At 69.0% G+C, this 18130-nt stretch carries 17 protein-coding genes and 1 pseudogene; 9 read left to right on the top strand and 9 right to left on the bottom strand.

Annotated features, from left to right (window positions below; translation table 11 throughout):
* The first annotated feature begins 6 nt into the window (after window positions 1-6).
* The 3 genes from O7607_RS00925 (at window position 7) to O7607_RS00915 (ending at window position 2672) form a co-directional block, all read left to right on the top strand.
* Window positions 7-1116 (top strand): hypothetical protein, encoded by a 1110-nt coding sequence (locus O7607_RS00925; protein WP_269700353.1) that lies wholly within the window; start codon window positions 7-9, stop codon window positions 1114-1116.
* Complete coding sequence (locus O7607_RS00920) at window positions 1113-1622, top strand: DUF4913 domain-containing protein (RefSeq protein ID WP_269700352.1); 510 nt, start codon at window positions 1113-1115, stop codon at window positions 1620-1622. The genes O7607_RS00925 and O7607_RS00920 overlap by 4 nt, the downstream gene beginning before the upstream one ends.
* Window positions 1623-1721: 99 nt before the next feature.
* Window positions 1722-2672 carry a hypothetical protein gene (locus O7607_RS00915; protein ID WP_269700350.1) on the top strand — a complete coding sequence of 317 codons (951 nt, stop codon included), beginning with the start codon at window positions 1722-1724 and terminating at the stop codon, window positions 2670-2672.
* A gap of 228 nt (window positions 2673-2900) precedes the next feature.
* On the opposite strand, the gene O7607_RS00910 is transcribed toward O7607_RS00915, so the two are convergent.
* Entirely contained in the window at window positions 2901-3146 is a 246-nt protein-coding gene (locus O7607_RS00910) for a hypothetical protein (protein WP_269700348.1), read from the bottom strand.
* A gap of 170 nt (window positions 3147-3316) precedes the next feature.
* Here O7607_RS00910 and O7607_RS00905 point away from each other — a divergent pair, with 170 nt between their 5' ends.
* From O7607_RS00905 to O7607_RS00890, 4 genes are all read left to right on the top strand, one after another.
* Window positions 3317-3580 carry a DUF1883 domain-containing protein gene (locus O7607_RS00905; protein ID WP_269700347.1) on the top strand — a complete coding sequence of 88 codons (264 nt, stop codon included), beginning with the start codon at window positions 3317-3319 and terminating at the stop codon, window positions 3578-3580.
* A 306-nt stretch (window positions 3581-3886) separates the two neighbouring features.
* A complete protein-coding gene (locus O7607_RS00900; RefSeq protein WP_269700345.1) occupies window positions 3887-5047 on the top strand; it encodes an SAVED domain-containing protein in 1161 nt (386 codons plus the stop codon).
* A gap of 91 nt (window positions 5048-5138) precedes the next feature.
* The gene (locus O7607_RS00895) at window positions 5139-6167 is read left to right on the top strand and encodes an SMODS domain-containing nucleotidyltransferase (protein WP_269700344.1); all 1029 of its coding nucleotides are present in this window, start codon (window positions 5139-5141) and stop codon (window positions 6165-6167) included.
* 15 nt (window positions 6168-6182) lie between these two features.
* A complete protein-coding gene (locus O7607_RS00890; RefSeq protein ID WP_269700343.1) occupies window positions 6183-7928 on the top strand; it encodes a ThiF family adenylyltransferase in 1746 nt (581 codons plus the stop codon).
* Here O7607_RS00890 and O7607_RS00885 read toward each other — a convergent pair.
* From O7607_RS00885 to O7607_RS00855, 8 genes and pseudogenes are all read right to left on the bottom strand, one after another.
* Window positions 7883-8650: a toprim domain-containing protein gene (locus O7607_RS00885; protein WP_332367292.1), complete on the bottom strand. Its 768-nt coding sequence runs from the start codon at window positions 8648-8650 to the stop codon at window positions 7883-7885. The genes O7607_RS00890 and O7607_RS00885 overlap by 46 nt on opposite strands.
* Window positions 8651-8694: 44 nt before the next feature.
* Window positions 8695-9057, bottom strand: a pseudogene (locus O7607_RS30530) (hypothetical protein); the annotation flags it as partial.
* Window positions 9058-9084: 27 nt separating this feature from the next.
* Window positions 9085-10920, bottom strand: a complete 1836-nt coding sequence (locus tag O7607_RS00880) for a type IV secretory system conjugative DNA transfer family protein (protein WP_269700339.1) — start codon at window positions 10918-10920, stop codon at window positions 9085-9087.
* Complete coding sequence (locus O7607_RS00875; protein WP_269700337.1) at window positions 10917-12344, bottom strand: hypothetical protein; 1428 nt, start codon at window positions 12342-12344, stop codon at window positions 10917-10919. The genes O7607_RS00880 and O7607_RS00875 overlap by 4 nt, the downstream gene beginning before the upstream one ends.
* 22 nt (window positions 12345-12366) lie before the next feature.
* The gene (locus O7607_RS00870) at window positions 12367-13857 is read right to left on the bottom strand and encodes an SCO6880 family protein (protein WP_269700336.1); all 1491 of its coding nucleotides are present in this window, start codon (window positions 13855-13857) and stop codon (window positions 12367-12369) included.
* Entirely contained in the window at window positions 13854-15251 is a 1398-nt protein-coding gene (locus O7607_RS00865) for a hypothetical protein (protein ID WP_269700335.1), read from the bottom strand. Before O7607_RS00865 ends, O7607_RS00870 begins: the two co-directional genes overlap by 4 nt.
* A gap of 4 nt (window positions 15252-15255) precedes the next feature.
* Complete coding sequence (locus O7607_RS00860) at window positions 15256-16002, bottom strand: hypothetical protein (RefSeq protein ID WP_269700334.1); 747 nt, start codon at window positions 16000-16002, stop codon at window positions 15256-15258.
* Window positions 16003-16005: 3 nt separating this feature from the next.
* A complete protein-coding gene (locus O7607_RS00855; RefSeq protein ID WP_227457385.1) occupies window positions 16006-16206 on the bottom strand; it encodes a hypothetical protein in 201 nt (66 codons plus the stop codon).
* A gap of 259 nt (window positions 16207-16465) precedes the next feature.
* Between O7607_RS00855 and O7607_RS00850 the strand changes: the two genes are divergently transcribed.
* Window positions 16466-17047, top strand: a complete 582-nt coding sequence (locus O7607_RS00850; RefSeq protein ID WP_262016001.1) for a hypothetical protein — start codon at window positions 16466-16468, stop codon at window positions 17045-17047.
* Window positions 17048-17100: 53 nt separating this feature from the next.
* Window positions 17101-18102: a C40 family peptidase gene (locus O7607_RS00845; RefSeq protein WP_269700333.1), complete on the top strand. Its 1002-nt coding sequence runs from the start codon at window positions 17101-17103 to the stop codon at window positions 18100-18102.
* The last annotated feature ends 28 nt before the right edge of the window (window positions 18103-18130 follow it).

The raw sequence follows: 18130 nt of genomic DNA, 5'->3' as shown, positions 1-18130 counted from the left end.
GACCCGATGGCCGAGACCCGCCACCAGTTCCTGCAGGGGCTGGCCACGATGGCAACCGTCGGCGAGGCCGGCGCCCGGTGGGCCGCCGTCGGCATCCAGAACAAGGCCGCCGACCGCGAACGCCAGGCCCACCGCGACCAAGCCGCCGTGGCAGCCCGCCGCGAAGCCGACCGACTGGCAGCTAAGGTACGCGCGGACCGCGGTCGGATGGCAGCGGCGCTCGACGGCGAGTGGCTGGTCAACAAGGCCACCTTTTCCGAGGCAGCCGCCGTCTGGCGCACCGCGACGATCCACGCCAGCGCCGACCCGGTCGCCCGGCGGGCAGCAGAGTTTGCCGAGCAACGACTACGCCAGTTCCGCCCGGACCTGATGGCCGCCTACGAACGTCACCGGCACGCGGGCAGCGCAATCCCCGAGGCTATGCGCGCCGCCGCCCGGGAAGTGTGGGAGAACGACGCCCGTGCGGGCTACCGCCAGCACGGTGCTCGCGCCCACGGCGGAATGCCCGACCGGCAGGGGATCACCCCTGACGGGCCCGCCGCTCTGCCGCCCGGTGGCCGTGGACAGGTCGACGGCTTCGACGCCGCTGTCCGGAAGGAGGCCATGACGCTGGCGGAATACGTACGGCCCGAAGCCCTCGACGAGCTACAGCGCCAGTGGCGCGCCGCCGGCAAACTCCCTGCCGGCGAACCCGTGCAGCTCCTCCGCGACCTCGCGGTAGACTTGAGCCGGGCCATCAGGACCGGCGATGCCGACGGGCGGCCCGTCGAAGGCATCCGCCTCGCGCACAGTCACGTAGAGGAAGCTCTAGCCCGCGACCTGCATGGCAGAGCTGCCGCTGAGCGGGGTGAGGGAGTCCGAGACGGTGGGACGCTGGACGATCCCCGTACCTCGGTCGACGAGCATGCGACCGGGCAGACGGCGGGCGTGGTGCACGACGACAACGCTGACCACACCGCCGCCACCGCCTCAGTCCACCACGCTGACCTGCTCGCGACCCCCGCGTGGACGCTGGCCTTTCCCAAGCTTCGCGTTGCCCAAGTCGACGCGGCAGTCGCCGCCAAGCAGCCCGCGGCGGCGACCACCGCAGTCCAGATGCGCGGCAGAGCTCGATGACCGCCAGCTCGTCCCAGCAGACCCCCAACGACGCGGCAACCCAACTCGATGAGCTTGCCGCTGACGTGGCGAGACTGACGAAGCAGGTTACCGACCTCCAGCAGACCCATGCCGAGCGTGGCCACGCTGATGACGGGGGCGATCAGCCGCCGCTGTACTCCACGGTCGAGGAGTGGGTGAACACGTACCTGCTGCCGACCTTCCCGCGGCCGGTAAGCGAGGTCGGCATGTCCCGCTGGCACTGGTGCGAGCAATGGTGGCGCCACGACGAAGCGGTCACCCGGTTGACCGCCCTCTGGTATGGCTGGGAACAAGCCCGCCTGCAGATGACCGGCATGCTGCCCTGGCTCAGAGAACTCGACCACCAGTTGCCCATCCTGTACGGCGACGACGGGCCGTTCCGCAACTGCGCCGTGATCGGCGACCTCGGGGCGGCGCGGCACCACTCGTCTCCGGAGATGCCGGCCGAGCCTGCGCCAGCGGAGTGGTGGAGTTGGTGGGACTGACACCCGTCGCAGGTGGCGACGTGCAAGCCCGTGTATGGGGTGACGTCCCTGCCTGGTCCGTCGCGTGAGCCTCTTGGTCGGCGTGGCTAGCATTTCCTCGTGATCGAGGAGTTGATCAGCAAGGCTTCCGTCGGGGACGACGACGCGGTCGAGGAGCTGTCCGTCATCGCGGACACCGATCCGGTAAGGCTGACGCCGTACCTTGGTTCCCTGCTCGACCGGGACGTGTTGTGGCCAGCGAAGTTGTACCGGGCGGCGGACGGTGACGTGGTTCACCACGTCGTCGAGCGCATCGACGGCGGCCGGACGCCGGACCGGCTCAACCACCTACTGCTCATTCTGGCGCACTCAGGTCACCCGCTGGCCGAGAACGCCTTGCGCCGCTGGTCGACGCAGCCGCCGGCTGGCGCGGACAAGTTGTACGCCGGTGCGCTGACCTACGCGCGCGAGGGTGGCTGGACGGTCGGCCCGGACGGCCGTCGGCGGAACCTGTGCGGCAGCAGCGCGTATCGGTGGGGCATGCGCGAGGCTCCGCGCCGCGCGGACCGTCCCACCTGTCCGTGGTGCGCGTCGCCGCTGTGGACGGCTGCAGAGCTGGACACCGCGGACCCGTCCGTCGCCGCGGCGCTGAGGCACACGGGCTGGTCTGGCCGGCTGGTGATCGAGACGTGCCACTTCTGTGCCTGCTACACGACGCTGTACAGCGAGGTCACGCCGGCCGGCGACACTGTCTGGTGGCCCGGCAACACCCGCCCAGGCTACCTGGGCTCCGCTGCGGCGGAGGATCCGCCGGCACTGACGCCAGCCCTCGGTGAGGCCCGGCAGAGCCGCTATCAGGCCAGCGCGTGGGAGCAGGGCGGCTCGACGCTGGGCGGCTGGCCCGACTGGATCCAGGACGCCGAGCACGCCGACTGCCCCGGGTGCGGCCAACCGATGGACTACGTCGGTCTGATCGGCGGCGCAGACCTTGACGAGTACGGCGAGGGTGCCTACTACCTGCACCTGCACCAGCCGTGCGGGTTCGCCGCGGTGAACTACCAGCAGAGCTGACCACCGGGGCGCTCCACCGCGCATCGCTCACACGCACGGTGCACGCACGCGCTGGGACGTGCGAGTCAGATCCACGTCCAGGGGCGGACGGCCGTCCAGACGCGCCGGCGCCACCGCGCTCAACGCGGTGAAGGAACAGACGGATGTCGTCCAGCGCGTTGTCGGCAGTGCCCCTGATGTGGGGCAATGACCGGGCTCGGCGAAGGGCGACGACTACTCGGCGTTCGTTCAGTTGACGGTAACCCTCGTGACATGCCCAAGGCACGTCGCGGCGAGAGCGCTGACCTGGTGGTCCTCGTTTCCCAGCAACTGAAGATGCAGCTCCTGCATGTCTCTCCAGTCACCGTCGCTGTACAGGGCGGTGCCGACCATGGCGTCCAGCGCGGCGGACAAGTCGCCGCGGTCGAGGGCGGCGTGTACCTCAGCCGGTGTGGACGACGGCGGGTTGCGGAAGACGTGATGTTCGTGGCGCACCGTCGCATCCTCCCTGGTCAGGGCAGTAACAGGTGGCCCCAGCGGCCGCGCTGCTCGCTGTCTCGTCGACTACACCTCCTTGCTCCGATCGAAACCGGGAGCAGGGATCATGTTCGAAAATGGACGGGTACCTTTACGTACGCCACGCCGTCGGTTATTAGTAGTCGCCTATGGAGCACCTATGGTTCGATCTCGGCGGCCGCGCTGGTGGCACGCAACTCGCAGTGCATCTGCGCGGCTCGTCCGCGCGGGTGAGCGTGATGGACGCCGACGAGTACCAGGCATACCTCGACGGCGACGAGTACGAGTATCACGGCGGCTTCTTCGACGTCAGCCCGGTAGTCCTCGAGGTGCCGTACGACGACGACTGGTACCTGGTGGTCGACAGCTACCACGGGCGCATCAAGGTCAAGTACGAAGAGCTCTTCGACTGATGCGAACGGTGTCAGGCGTCCATCGGCGCACTTCTTTGGCGAGATCGCTTGCAGTCTCCCGAGCTTTGGCATAAGTCCGGCAGGGCTGCCGCAGCCCGGGAGCTCTGCCGTTTAGAGACAAGCGCCCGTGTGGGGTAGTTCATCGGCAGCCGTACAGGGAGCGTGACATCGGTTTATGGCTACGTCGTGACCCGGCTAACCAATCGGCTGCTTATATGACAATCCGTGCATGGAGGCGAACTGGCCCGATCGTGCTGGCTTAGCGAGCAACCAGTTCTGTCGTACCGCCTCCGTACCATCCGACTCGTGTCGAAGCAGGTCCGGAACACCTCGGTCAAGCGGGGAGACATCAAGGACACGGTCCGGCTCGCCGTGTGGGCGAGGGCCGCCGGTTGCTGTGTCATGTGCTCCGCGACGCTGCTCGGCAGCCGGTCTTACCTGCATACCATGCTGGTTGGCGAACTAGCCCACAACGTCGGTGCCACCGCCACCGAGGGCTCGCCGCGTGGCCTCGCCGAGGACATCGCGGACCGGGAAGCCGAAGAGAACCTCCTGCTGCTCTGCCACGCCTGCCACCGACTGATCGACAACGAGGACCACGCGCCGTACTTCACGACCGAGCGGCTTCGGGAATTGAAGAAGAAGCACGAAGACCGAGTTCGGGTAGCCGCAACGAGCGGCGGGATGCGGCGCACCGCCGCGCTGCGCGTCGGCGGCCTGGTCCGCGGAGTCACGGCCCTGGCCTCGCAGCGGCAGACCGCCGATGCGCTACTCGCCGATGGGTACCTCGGCCTTGTCGACAGCCGCTGGCGGGGCGACTTCCTGTGCACGATCGCCGGTGACCCGAACCGCCCAACCTACTGGCGTGCGGCCCAGGAAGAGATCGACGCCACGCTCGGGCTCGTCGAGCAGGCGGTCGCGAGCGGCGAGGTCGAGCACCTGTCCATCTTCGCGATCGCCCCGATTCCGCTGCTGGTCTACCTGGGCTCTCGCCTGGACGACAAGACCGACACCCGGCTTTACCAGAAACACCGCGACGGCGACCAGGGCTGGCGTTGGGACGCCAGCGCGCCGATCCACGATTTCTCCACCAGGGCCACCATCGGCTCCACCGCCAGGGAGGTTGTGCTCGCCGCCTCACTCACCGCCGAGGTTCAGAAGGCCAACTTTCCGGACGCGCTTCAGGGGATGCCGTACTTCGAGATCCGGCCCGAGGCAGATCGCTTCGGACCGAGCCTGTTTTCGCACCCCAATACGCTGCGTAACTTCGCCGACCGCTGGCGGATTCTGCTCGCAGACGTCGAGAAAACCTGCCCCCGAGCAACTAGGTGGCACCTCCTCGCTGCCGCACCGCTGACCCCGGCGATCGAGATGGGACGCGCCTTTATGCGCGGCGCCCAGCCTGCCACCGAGGTGTACGAGCGGCAGAACGACACCTACACGCCCGTGATCCAGGTCAACACGTGACCAATCACCGACTCGACCTCGCACACGCATGCACGGCCAGCGCGGACATGCCGGTTGCCGCCTCACCACCGATTGCCATGGGGGACGCCCGATGAAGCACACTGATTACTTCAGCAACTTCCTGAAGAACACGGTCAACCTCAGCCAGTTCAACCTGGATCTCCTCGCCGACCGGGTCGACGCAATCTACGCGGCCCTCAACGCGGATCCGGACCTCGGCCCGCGGATCGTCAAGAAGATCCCGCAGGGCTCCTGGGCGCAGGAGACGATCATCAGCCCGCAGAACGGCAAGCCGTTCGACGCGGACTTCCTCCTCCAGATGAAGGAGGAGACCGACTGGTCAGAGGACGTGCAGGAGTACATCAACGCCGTCTATCACGTCATCCACCACCACTCGAAGTACGGCAACATGCCGCACAACCGCAAGTGCCGCTGCGTCTACGTCGAGTACGCGAACAACCAGATGCACGTCGACATCGTCCCGTACGTCATCCTCGACGACGGCCGCCAGGTGATCATCAACCGGGACAACGAGCAGTTCGAGACAACCAATCCCTCCGGATTCACCCAGTGGATGAAGGATAAGGACAAGATCGCCAACGGCAATCTCCGCAGAGTGATCCGCCTGCTGAAGTTCCTGCGCGACCACAAGAACTCGTTCACCGGGACCAAGTCGATCCTCATCACCACCCTCCTCGGCGAGCAGGTCTCCGAGTGGAAGAGGATTAGCGATCCCGGCTACTACAGCGACCTGCCCACCGCTCTGCTGCATATGGTCTATGACCTCGACCAGTGGCTCCAGCAGAATTGGATCAAGCCGTCCATCGCCGACCCCTCTAACCCGTCGGTCACTTTTGACCACCGTTGGAGTCAGGAGACCTACTCCTACTTCCGCGACCGCATTCACGCCCATGCTGCCGAGATCGACGACGCCTACCACGAGACCGACGAGGAGAAGAGCGTCAAGAAGTGGCAAGGGCTCTTCGGCGACAAGTTCCAGGCGCCGGAGACCTCCTCGTCCAGCACCAAGTTCGGGGACGCCGGAGCAGCGGGCGGGGTCACCACCGGGGATGAACCGCCCGGCATCTCCTCGTCCGGCCGCTCCGGTCGAGCCGGGTAACGAGTTGCACCGTTGGTGACTAGGCGGGCGCGCAACCGGTTCACGGACTGGCAGGATACTGCCGTCCGTGAACTGCGCGCTGTCGCAGCCGCCTTTCCGGACGACTTTCAGCTCCTCGACCGACCCCGGCTCATTGGTCTCGGGCTCGTTCAAGCGCGCATCCGCCTGCGGACCAGCGACCTGGCCCGCGCACCCCGTGGTCTCCCGCTACAGGAGCAGGAGAAGTTTCTGCTGCGAATCGGCCCTAACCGACTATCGCCACCGCTTGTCGAAGTCGATCACTACCGCTTCGTCGGCTATCCGCACGTGCTCCAGGGACGGCGGCTGTGCATCTACCTCGATGCCGCGCGAGAGTGGAACCCCCAGCGTGGCTTCGCCAGTGCGATTGACCGGTTGTACGACTGGCTGGCAGACGCCGCGGCGGCCCGGTTCGACCCCGACGCGGCCCTGTTCCATGCCGTTGGCGGCATCCTTCATCACACGCCCGGCACGCCCACCATCGTCGTTCGCACGTCCGGCAAGCCTGTGAGGGTACAGCCCGCCTTCCTCGCCGTGCGGTCTGCGCGGCGCGAAGACCTCCACTACGGCGGCGGTCACCCAAACCACCGCCGGACCATGGTCTTCCAGGTAGCGGACCCGCTGCCTCTCGGAGCGGGTACCCGGCTGCATGACCTGCTGACGCTGCTCGACACCACGATCACGCCCGGTGCCTTTGCCGCGTCGCCGCCGCTGCCTCAGGCAGCGGCCTTCCTCACGGCGCTCGCGGCTACCGCGAGTCGGAACCCCGCCGGCGCACCGCAAGCGTTCATCCTCGCGATCCCGCACCCAACCGGTGGACCTCCACACCTTCTGGCAGGCCAAGTGCCCGCCGTGGCAGCCGACGAGCTCCGCCGACGCGTCCGAGACCGCCGCGAGCCCATCCTCAACATTGACGCCGGAATGCTCGACAATCAGACCCCCGTGGAGTGGTGCACCGTGTCCGACGAACGCGACAGCGTCACAACCCGACGCGACGCCTACCGCCCCACCAACGCATACCAAGGCAAGACCATCCAAATCTGGGGCTGCGGAGGCCTCGGATCCTGGATCGCGGAGTTCATCGCCCGCGCGGGCGCGAAACGCCTCATCCTCTGCGACCCCGGCACCGTTACCGGAGGTTTGCTCGTCCGCCAGGACTTCACCGAGGACAATATCGGTGAGGCGAAGGCCGAAGCGCTGCGTCAGCGCCTCATCGCCATCCGCGATGACATCGTGGTCGAGGCGCACACCGGTGTCATTCCGGACGACCTAGCCACCCTTCTCGGTGAGACCTGCCTGATCGTCGACGCCACCATCTCCCGCGCCATCGGCCAATTGCTCGATGAACTTGCCACAACCGCAGGCCATCCACTACTGGCCCAGGTTGCAACGGATGCAGGGACTAGCAGTCTCGGGCTACTCACCGTCAGCCACCCCACCAACCCCTCCGGGCCGAACAGCATTGACCAGCAGACCGGCAGAACCGTCGCCGCAGACGGTGCATTGGAGTCCTTTCACACCTTCTGGAAGGACGTGTCCGCTCAAGACGAACTCATCCCAACCCGCGGCTGTTCTGTCCCCACCTTCCACGGCTCGGCCGCCGACATCGCCGCCGTTGCCGCGAGCCTGACCTCTTTGCTCGGCAGTCACCTCGCCGGAAACGAGCCGGTGTCCGGGACTCACCTGATCGGACTGCCTCACTCGCCCGCAGGGCCCTTCCGGCGCTTCATCCCGGCAGCCTGACGCCCGCTGGTGAGAAGACGTGCGTTCTTGGGACCGTGCAGCACGCATTCAAGGTGAGTGAGCGCGGCGATTGCGACGGTGTCGACCCCGGTTCCGGTGAGGGCTACGATGCGTCGGGCGATTCGGACCGCCTCGTCCGGACCCGTCGCTTCGTAAAGCAGGGGTACCAGTGCGCGTACCGCAGCGCATCTACCATCTATGTCCTCCAGCAAGCGGGGATGCCGCTCGATAAGCCGAGCGAACCGGTGCTCGACCACCGCGTCGAGCATCGGCCGCGCTCGCCGCTGCAACGCGGTCCGCAGCTGGGCCCTCCCGTTCGGCGCCTGTAGCAAGTCCGCCGGATCAGCGCCCGCACCGAACTCAGCCACTAGCAGCGGCCCAGGCGCCCGAGGCTGCCGAAGCAGCTGCCAAGCCCGATCTGCTGCCTCACGCCCGGCCGGATCCGCATCGAACGCAGCGATGATCCCCTCTGAGGCGCCAGGCAGCTCCTGCAACATCCCGGCTTGGTGGTCGGTCAGCATGGTGCCGCCGGGCGCGAGGGCCACCGCGCCTGGTCGGCCCGACCGTGAGTAGGACAGCCACACCGCGAGAACATCCGCGGGCCCTTCAACCAGGACAGGCGTCCATCGCGCATCAAGACGCTCCTGCTGCTCCGCCACCCCGAACAGCAGCCGCCCCTTGTCATAGATCGCAGTCTCAGGGCTGTTGATGTACTTCGGCACGCCATCACCGGCGCCAGGGCTGGCGCGGCCCAAAACGCCACTGCGTGCCCAGCCAGATCGCGCACCGGAAACACGATCCGGTCCCGAAACAGGTCGATGAGCACTCCCGCTCGAGTGCGGGTCGACAGGCCTGCACCAATCAGTTCGTCGTCGCCGAATCCCACTCCACGCAGGTGACGCGTTAGCGAGCTCCAGCCAGGTGGGGCGTACCCGACCCGCCACGGCCACTCCCGTTCAACGAGAACACCGAGACCGCGACCGACGAGGTACGCGTGAGGACCATCGGCGTGTGCAAGCTGGTCGCGGTAGTACGTAACCGCGGCTTCGACGGCCGCGATCAGCCGCTTGGAATCGAGCCCGAGGCCGCGTGTCGAGGAAGACGGAAGAGTGAGTCGAGGTGCGCCCATGGACTACCTCCGATGTCCAAGCTTGCTTCAGCGGTCCCAACCTCGCCAGGAGCGTTGCGCCATCCGAATCCGCCGCGCGGCATGCGTGCGCTCCGCATGGCGGGTCATCTCAGCTGTGGATGCGGCGACGGCGCTGGTCAGCCGTTCGGCGCTCGGTTCGTCGTACCAGGGCAGCAGGTCGAGCATGGCCACCTTGAACCCAGTGGTGAACAGCAGAGCCGTGCCCTTCGGCAACGCCCGGATCCGCGCGGCATCGAGAATCCGCTGGCGCCGCACCGAGGTCTGATACGACGTGCGCCCCTGCCCGTCGCGGCTACGGGAGGCGACGGTGACGTCGTGCTCGCCGACGAGGCGGGACAGGTCTTCGGCGAACCGTGCATCGTCGATGCCGGCGCCGACCAGCTTCACCGTGGCCGCCGACCAGAGCGCGTCCATGCCGTGCTCGCCCCAGACTCGGGTGCCTTGGCGGTAGGACTGCAGGATGGTGAGCGGGATGATGCCGCGGCTACCGAAGTGGCTGTACAGCTCTGGTAGGTCTCTGATCTTGCAGATGTTCGCGGCCTCGTCGAGGCAGGCGACGAGCGGTCGGTCGAGCCGTCCGCCGTGCGCTTCGGCGACGGTGACCGCGGCGCGCAGCACCTGGTCTGTCAGCCCAGCGACGAGGGGTGCAGCCGCACCCGCGCCATCCTTGGACAACAGGTAGAGCGTGTCGGTGCTCTCGACGAGCGCCTCGACGTCCAGCGCTGGCAGGGGCCGGTTGGGTGGGGTGACCCAGGCCATGATGGTGGGGTTGGCCAGGCAGGCCGCAGCGGTGCGGGCGGTCTCGTAGAGCCCTTCTCGGGTCTCGGGAGCGCCGGCTTGCCGGCCGGACATGGCGCGGGCGGAGGCGCCGAAGCCCTGGCTCTTGAGGATCGTGGCCGGCTCGCGGGACGTGGAGTCCGACAGCCATGCCTGAACCGAGGTGAGGGTGCGGCCCTCGATCGCGGCGGCGAGGATCAGCGAGGTGAGCAGGTCCAGCGCTCCCTGGATCCAGAAGTCGTCGCTGCCGTGGGAGTTGCGGACCTGCTGGACGAAGTGGTTGGCCAGCCGATAGGCGTCCTCGACGTCCTCCACGGCGGCGAGGGGATTCCACCACCAGCTCTGCGGTACGTGAGCGATGGACTGCGGGTCGAACACCCACACCGCGCCGCGCTCAGCCCGAGCGGTGGCCGTGGTGGCCCACAGGTCGGGCTTGTTGCTGGTGGCGAGCGCGGCCCCTGGCGCATTGAGGATCGACTGCACGGCCAGAGCGGTTGTCTTTCCGGCGCGGGGTGCCATCACCGCGAGGACGACGTCCTCCCAGGAGCAGTAGAGCCGAGGACCTGAGCCGTGCCGACGCCGGTGCGCACCGAGCAAGACCCCAGCCGAGGCGGCGGGAATCTCCTTCACCGGCATGCCGGCCAAGCTGGGCCGCAGGCGGGGGACCCTGGCCGCGACCGCCGGCAGTGTCATCGCCCGTACCTCGGTGGGGCCAGCCAGCGACGGCAGTGGGTCCTCCGCCTGCGGCCTGCGTCCCTGCCACCACACCGCTGCGACGGTGACCACGCCGACCAGCCCCAGCAGCAGCACCCCGTAGACGGCACCGACCGCAGTGGGGGACACCCCGGGCCACAGCGCGGCCCAGTCGGCACGCAGCAGGTGTTCCAGGTACGCGGACCCGAAGCCCATGCCAGCGCCAGGCTGCCCAGTCACGGCGGCGGCGATTCGCCCCGCCAGCCAGGACAGCCACATCAGCGCGATCACCGCCCACACCAGGCCGAGCAGCAGGAACGGGGTGAGTGGCCCGCCGGCAGTGCCGCGCGGTTCGACAGGCCGGGTGTTCATGGCTGCACCTGCCGGATCGCCGCGTCGGTGTCGTAGAGCTCCCATTCCTCTCCGACGAGGGTTAGCGACACCGGCAGTCCGTTGCGCTCACCGGTTTTGATCAGGTATTTGCCCCGGCCGGGGTGCACGGAGCCGGCCAGCCAGGCTTCCGGCGCGGCCCATGACGCCACCAGTTCGCGTTCCGGTCCGGACAGTTTGATGACGTCGTTAACGCGGTTCAGCTCGCGTGGCGGCAGTCCGGCGAGGATCTTGATGGCGGAGCGTTCGATGAAGCCTTGCGCCTTGGCGCGGTCCTCGGGTGTGGGTAAGGCGTCGAGGTCGGCGAGGGAGTGGGTGACCATCACGCTGGCCATGCCGCGTTGCCGGTTGAGCCGGGTGAGCGCGTCGGCGTGCTCGACCAGTCCGGACGCACCCCGCAGCGCCCGCCACAGCTCGTCCATCACACCGAGGTACTGGCGGCGCGGTGCCAGGCCCTGGTCGGCGAGCACGGATGCGGCGTCGACCATGCCGAAGCCGTACGCCCAGGTGCAGAGCATCGCCGCGGCGACGAGCTGGTCGCCGGCGGCGGCGACCTGGGAGATGTCGACGCTGACGGCTGGGGCGTCCAGATCCAGCGGCCTGGTGGTCGGGCCGTCGAACACCCCGCGCAGGCTGCCCTCACACAGCAGCGCCAGCGTGGGCACGAGCTGGTCGACGCGGCGGCGGTACTCGCCGTCGGTGCGCGCCCGGGCCGCGGCGTGCAGCTCGTCGGCGCCGGCTTCGACTAGGCCGAGCACGTCGGGCACCGTCGGGTCGCGGTCGAGACGATCAGCGAGTACGTCGATGGCGCGCCCGAGGATGATCTCCTCGGTGTTGTTCAGCGCCTGTCCGCGTACGAGGGCACACAGCGCCAGCAGCAGCGACATGCGCCGCCCGCGGATCTCCAGCCGCAGTTGGCGGGCGTCGGCGGTGCCCATGCGGGCGAGTGCGCTGCCCAGCGGGCCGGAGTCCAGCGGGTTGAGCCGGTCCAGGCCGCGCCCGACCCGGATGACCTGCCCGCCGAGGTGCTCGACGAGCCGGGTGTAGTCAGGCTTGGTGTCGCCGAGGATCAGCGCGCTGGTGCCGAACCCGGTCATGCCGGTGATGAGCCGTTTGACCACGGTGGACTTCCCGACGCCGGGCTGGCCGAGGACGAACACCCCCGGGTTGGTGATGAGGCCTTCGCGGAGCCATTCGAGGGGGTCGAGGCAGACGACCTCGCCCCACAACATGTGTCGTCCGATGGGCACGCCGATGGTGGGTGCTCCGGATCCGGCGACGAAGGGGAACAAGCCGCACAGCTGGACGGTGGTGCCCTGGTACTCCATGCCGGGGGCGATGTGGCTCGCCCGGCCGGCGCCGGGCGCTCGCACGCCCCAGGCAGGAGCGGTAGCGGTGCTCTGCATCGGGTTTCTCCTGGTGGTGAGGTCAGTGGGGCCAGTGGCGGGCCAGCTGGGGCGGGCACACGCCGCAGGGCAGGGTGGTGGCGAAGCCGGCGGCCTGGCTGGCGCGCAGCCGACGGAGCCGGATCTTGGCCACGTCGGCGCGGGACTCGACGTCGGAGACCGCTCGGCCCAGGTCCTCGGCGGCGATTATGGTGGTGGTGACGAACAGCGACATCAGGCCCACGCCGGAGCCGGTCGCTTCCTCGCGTGCGGTCTGCAGGGCCCGTTCCCGGTCGGCGTGGTCGCGGGCGGACTCGTCGCGCTTCTGCGCCCGGTGGTATGCCGCCCGGAACGCTGCGGCGTTGACCTCGCTCTCGACGATCCGCGCGGCCTCCCCGGCGGGGAAGGGCCGGTAGAGAAGCGACACCCGCTTTGGGTACGGGCCGGGGGCGAGCAGCCGGGCGAGGACGTCGGCGTGCACGTGCTGGCGCGGCGCCTCGTGCCACGCCCACGACACCGACGTGCCGGAGTCGTGGACGTACCGGTCGAGGTGTTCCTCGGCCATCACCGGTCCGGCGCTGTCCCAATCCACCCACCGACCCAGATCGAGTCCGGGAGTAGCCGCGAGCCGGGCGACGTCGCCGCGGGCGGCCGGGTCGAATGCCGTACGGACGATGGCCGAGATGGTGTCTGCGCTGGCCCGGTCGAGCACGGTCAGGCCGCAGCTGCCCAGGGAGTCCTGCAGGCCCGGCAGGGTCCGGCTGATCTCGTCCAGGGCCTCGTCGAGATTCTTGGGCTTGCTAGGGGAGGAGCCGGGCTTGAACGTCACCGACACCCGGGTCTCCACGTCGGCGGCGGCAGCCGGGGACACCTCCACCAGCCGTTGCAGCACCCGCCGGGCCGACGCCGGCCCGTGCGGCACGATCCGCCGGCTGACGTGGTCGGCCAGCCGGGAACCGGGGTCCGGTGCGGTGTCCACGGTGACCGCGACGTGGTCGACGATCGGCAGGTAGCCCAGGTTCGCCAGCCAGCCGCCCCAGTTGGCCACCCACGCCGCGCTAGCGTCCGGATCGGCCAGCCAGGTGGAGGTCGCCGCGCAGCGCAGCGTCACCGTCATCGTGCCCAGCCGCCGGTTGTAGACCACCGCGTACCCGCCGCCACTCTCGTCGGCCACGGTCAGCAAGGTGGTGGGCGCGAGCACGCCCGGCAGCTGCCAAGCGTGCTCGCCGGCCACCATCACCCCGGAGCGGTACGAGGTGTAGCCGCGGCTCGTGCCGACCAGCCACCGCACCCGCTGGGCGATCCCAGCCGACAGCGGCACCCCGTCCCACCGCAGCACCAGCAGCGCTACCAGCAGCGCACACGGGCCGGCGGTAACGGCCACCGCCCGCAGTCCGAGCGAACCGGAGACGATCAGCGCGGTGATCGCCGCGAGCACCGTGAACGTCTGCATCGGCCCGAGCCCGAACAGACCCATGCCGCGAGCGCGCCGCCAACCGCCGTACGTGCGTACCTGCGCCTGCTCGCTGCTCACGACGGTGAGCTCCCGTCCCGCATCGCCGAGCCCGCGGTGTTCGCGCCGGCCTTCGCGACCGCTGCCCCGGCCTGGGCGGCCAGCACGGTGCCGATGACCACCGGCGCCGCCGGCCCGGTCGCCGCCCCCGCCGCACCGGCCCCGGCCATCCCCCCGGTAGCGGCGCTACCACTGGCGGTAGCGGCAGTGCCGCTACTGACCGGCCCTGTGGCTGCGGACGTTGCTGGCCCGGTCATGACCTTCGGCGCGCTACCGCTCGTACCTCCGGAGCCACTCGTGGGTGCGGGCGCCGAGGGGACCGTTACCGCCCCGCTCGGACCGCTGCCTCCGCCGCTACCAGGTCCTCGCGAGTCGAGGTAGCGGGCGTGGTCGCCGGCGTTGTGGCCACCGATCGCACCGCGCACCGACGATGCGGCGTGCAGGCCGGCCGCCGCGCCGGCGCCGGCCATGCCGAGGCCGCCGCCCCCAGATGCGACGCCGCCGGTGAAGGTGGTGAAGAACTTCATCAGCGCCGGCAGGGCGATCACCGACAGGGCGAGCATGCCGAGGCCCATCAGCCAGTCCCGCCCGTTGCCGCGCATCATCACGAACGAGGTGGCGTACACCGACACGGCCGCCGGCTTGTACAGCGCGAGCGCCAGCGACCAGCCGAGGGTTTTCTGCAGCCACTGGCTCGTGCCTCGGCTGACGGATCCGGCCGCAGCCAGTTGCAGCAGCCCGGCCAGGATGACCACCGAGCCTTCGCGGAAGACCATCAGGATGGTCTGCACGACGGCGGCGAGGATGACCACGACGCCGACGAGGATCATCACGAACGGCGCGACCGCCGCGCCGGGGAGCAACACCCCACCGAGTGCCGTGGTCATCGCCTCGTTGGGCGGCTTGTTGGACTCTTTGAAGATCGCCTCGTTGAGCAGCCACATCGAGTAGCTGTCCCCGGCCTTGAGGACCAGGTGGGTGCCGGCGACGCCGATGCTGCCCCACAGCGCGGTGTTCCAGACGCCGCGTACGGCCTGCAGAAGCGGCTCACCCCGGCGGCTGACGACGATGGTGATGCCCTGCCAGACCAGGCCGCCGACCAGAACCAGAATCGTCATCGGCAGCATGAATCCGCGCAGCTGCTGCGCCGGGCCGCCAGCGGAGTTGCACTGGGCCATCCAGTCGGAGGCCCACTGCCCCGGGTCCGAGCCATTGGTCGGGCACAGATTGTTCGACGGGATCAACGTCCAGCTGGTCAGCAGGCCGGCGACCCACTCGATCCCCTCCCGGACTGCGTTGGCCAGACCGTCGAGGATCCCGTTGACCATCGAGTCGCGGACCGAGGCGCCCGGGTTGACACCGCCGACAATGACGCCGGAGCAGGTGGCGGGCAGGAACGGATTGCAGAGCGGCATCAGGTCACCCACCTACGGCGAAGGGAATGAACGTCGCGGTATCGGCGTCCGATGCCGCCATCACGGTCTGCTCGAACGTCCCGCCGGCGGGCGCCAGCAGCGCCCAGTCGGAGCCGGTCCAGCGCACGCGCACCTCCGCCACCACCAACAGCGGTACGCCGTGGGCGCCCGGCGCCTCAGTCAGCAGCCGCACGGCCGCCTCGTCATCGCGGTAGCTGACGATGCGGTAGCCCCGCAGGATGGCGTTCAAGCGTCCGAGCGGTTGCCCGTCCAGTTGTGCACGCAGCTCGTCGTACGCCTGCGCGACCTGGACCCGCATCGCGGCCGCATGCGGCCCGACCACCTGGTCGCGCAGCGTCGGTCCGAAGACGGCCGGGCCGACCTGCGGGTTGATGCGTACGACGATGTGTACGGCGGCGAGCAGCGCGCCGACCTGGTCGTGCGCGAACCCGCGAGCCTGCCCTCCATTGGTGATGCGAGGGCCGGAGCGGCTCGACACGGGCACCGAGACACCGGCGACGTCGACCCACTCGAGATCGGTGAGCCTCTGCGTCTCGCTACCGGGGGTCGCGCCGGTGACGGCGAAGGTCGACATCGCGCGACCCGGGGGTGAGTCGGCAGGCCGGCTCGGGGTCGTGGTGGCGACAACGGCGGCGGCCACGGCAGCGCTGAGTGCTACCGCGGTCAGGCAGATGGTGGTGAGCCGGCGGCGCGTGGCGCGGCGGGCGCGGTCGATGACGTCGTAGGTCATGGCTCAGCCCGGGATAACCGTGCCGACTACGACCGCGGCGACCGCCCCGCACGTCAACCCCGCCAGCACCCAAGGGATGCCGGCGGCGCCGTCGGCAGCGAATGCCGACCGGTTGCGTCGACCGACGGCCATCATGATCCCGCAGATGAGCAGGCCACCGACGCCCGCCACAATGAGGATCCACTTCATCCAGCCGATGAACATGTTGCCTGCGCTCTCCAGACCCGGCGGAGGGGAAGGAGCCGGAGTCGGAGCGGCCAACAGCTCGGCCGCGGCGCCGGCGAGGTGGTGAGCAAGCACAGCAATCTCCTGACGGTCATGACACCCGGGCGGGCGTCTGCCACGGACCCTGGCTAGGAGCTGCTGACGGCAGAGTTGATGCCGGAGTGGCCTTCTCCGCTACCGCTGCTGCTTGCGGCCAACGGCAGCGGTAACGGCCCCGACGGCCCGACAGGGTCGTGCCATGAATGCGCCACAACGAGTCGCGGCGGAAGTGATCATGGCGCTGGCCGTTACCGGCTGCGCTGCCAAGACCGAGCCGACACCGCCCGAACCGAGCGCTGGCGGCTCGTCCGTTCCCGTGCCGGCCATCGTGGCGGTCCCGGTGCCGCCGCCCACGCAGCCCGGCTTCTGGTATGTAGACCCGGGCCAGGTGTGCCAACGGTTCGTAATGTCCGTCTACAGCGCCGACACCCGCCGCGACGCGCGACCGGGCGACGCCTATCGGCGGGCCATGCGATTCGCCAGCGGCACCCTGGTCGGCCAGAGCGCCGCAGCCGACCATGACGGCCGTTGGACGACCTGGACCGCTCACCGCGCCTACATCCAGGCCCTCGTGACGCCCTTCGCCGACGTGCCACCGGCGGCCGAGGGCGGGATCACCGCTCGGCGGGCCTGCCAGGTGAATGCGACCCAGGTGGGAGAACGTGGCTGGCGCGGTCGGACCGAACACAGCGTCGTCTACTGCGCCCTGCGCCGCGGCGGCGCTGTCGGTCCAGGCTGGCGAGTCACCAGCTACGAGATCCGCCTGGCCGGCCTGCGATGACCCGCCGTTGGCTGATCGTTGTGGGCGGACTCGTCGTTGTTGTGCTGGCGTCGATGGCGCTGGTCGTAATGGTCCCAGTCTCGATCCTGAACGCAGACCCCGCAATGGCCTGCAACATCAGCCCACCCAGCACCTCGCCCGATGCGACAGCCACGCCGCCGGTCTGGCCCGAGCAGGGCTCGTGGACCTCCGAGCAGGTCGCCAATGCCGCCGCCATCGTCGCCGTCGGCGCTGAGCTGAATGTGCCGCGCTACGGCTGGGAAATCGCCGTCGCCACCGCGATGCAGGAATCCACCCTGCGTAACCTCGGCCACCTCGGCGCGGACAACGACCACGACTCACTCGGCCTGTTCCAGCAGCGTCCCAGCCAGGGCTGGGGGACACCCGAGCAGATCCTGAATCCGCGATACGCCAGCCGGAAGTTCTACGAGCGCCTGCTCGACATCGACGGCTGGCAGACCAGGCCCCTCACCCAGGCTGCGCAAGCGGTGCAGCGTTCGGCGTTTCCCGATGCGTACGCGAGGTGGCAGTCAGAGGCCGAGCAACTGGTGGCGGCGATCAGCGACGGCCTGGACATCGTCTGTACCAGTGACGGCGGTGACGGGATGCCGCCGGTGGACGACGAGGGCCTGCCGGAGGGCTTCATGCTGCCGGCGGACCCGCAGCTTCGGGCCGTTGTCGCGTTCGCGCTGGCCCAGCGCGGCAAGCCGTACGTCTGGGGCGCCGAAGGACCCGACAGCTACGACTGTTCGGGCCTGATGATGGCCGCCTGGGCCAAGGGGGGAGTACGGATCCCTCGGGTGACCGCCGACCAGGTGCACACTGGCGTCGCTGTCTCGTCGCTGGCGGCGATGCAGCGCGGTGATCTGATCTTCATCCCTGGCGCCGACGGCACAATGTCCCGGCCCGGTCACGTCGGCATGTACATCGGCGACGATCGGAGCGGCCAGCAGTACTTAATTCAGGCACCTAAGGCCGGCGATGTAGTAAAGGTCGTAGCTACAAGTAGTTGGAACCGGAAGATAGCGGCCATCCGGAGGCCGTCGCCGCGATGACGACTTGTCGTCCGGAGACTCTTCCAGT

Origin of the sequence: Micromonospora sp. WMMA1949, from assembly GCF_027460145.1 — a bacterium.
GTDB lineage: Bacteria > Actinomycetota > Actinomycetes > Mycobacteriales > Micromonosporaceae > Micromonospora.
Note: the sequence above shows the minus strand (reverse complement) of the source record. Positions and strands in the feature narration are given on the sequence as shown.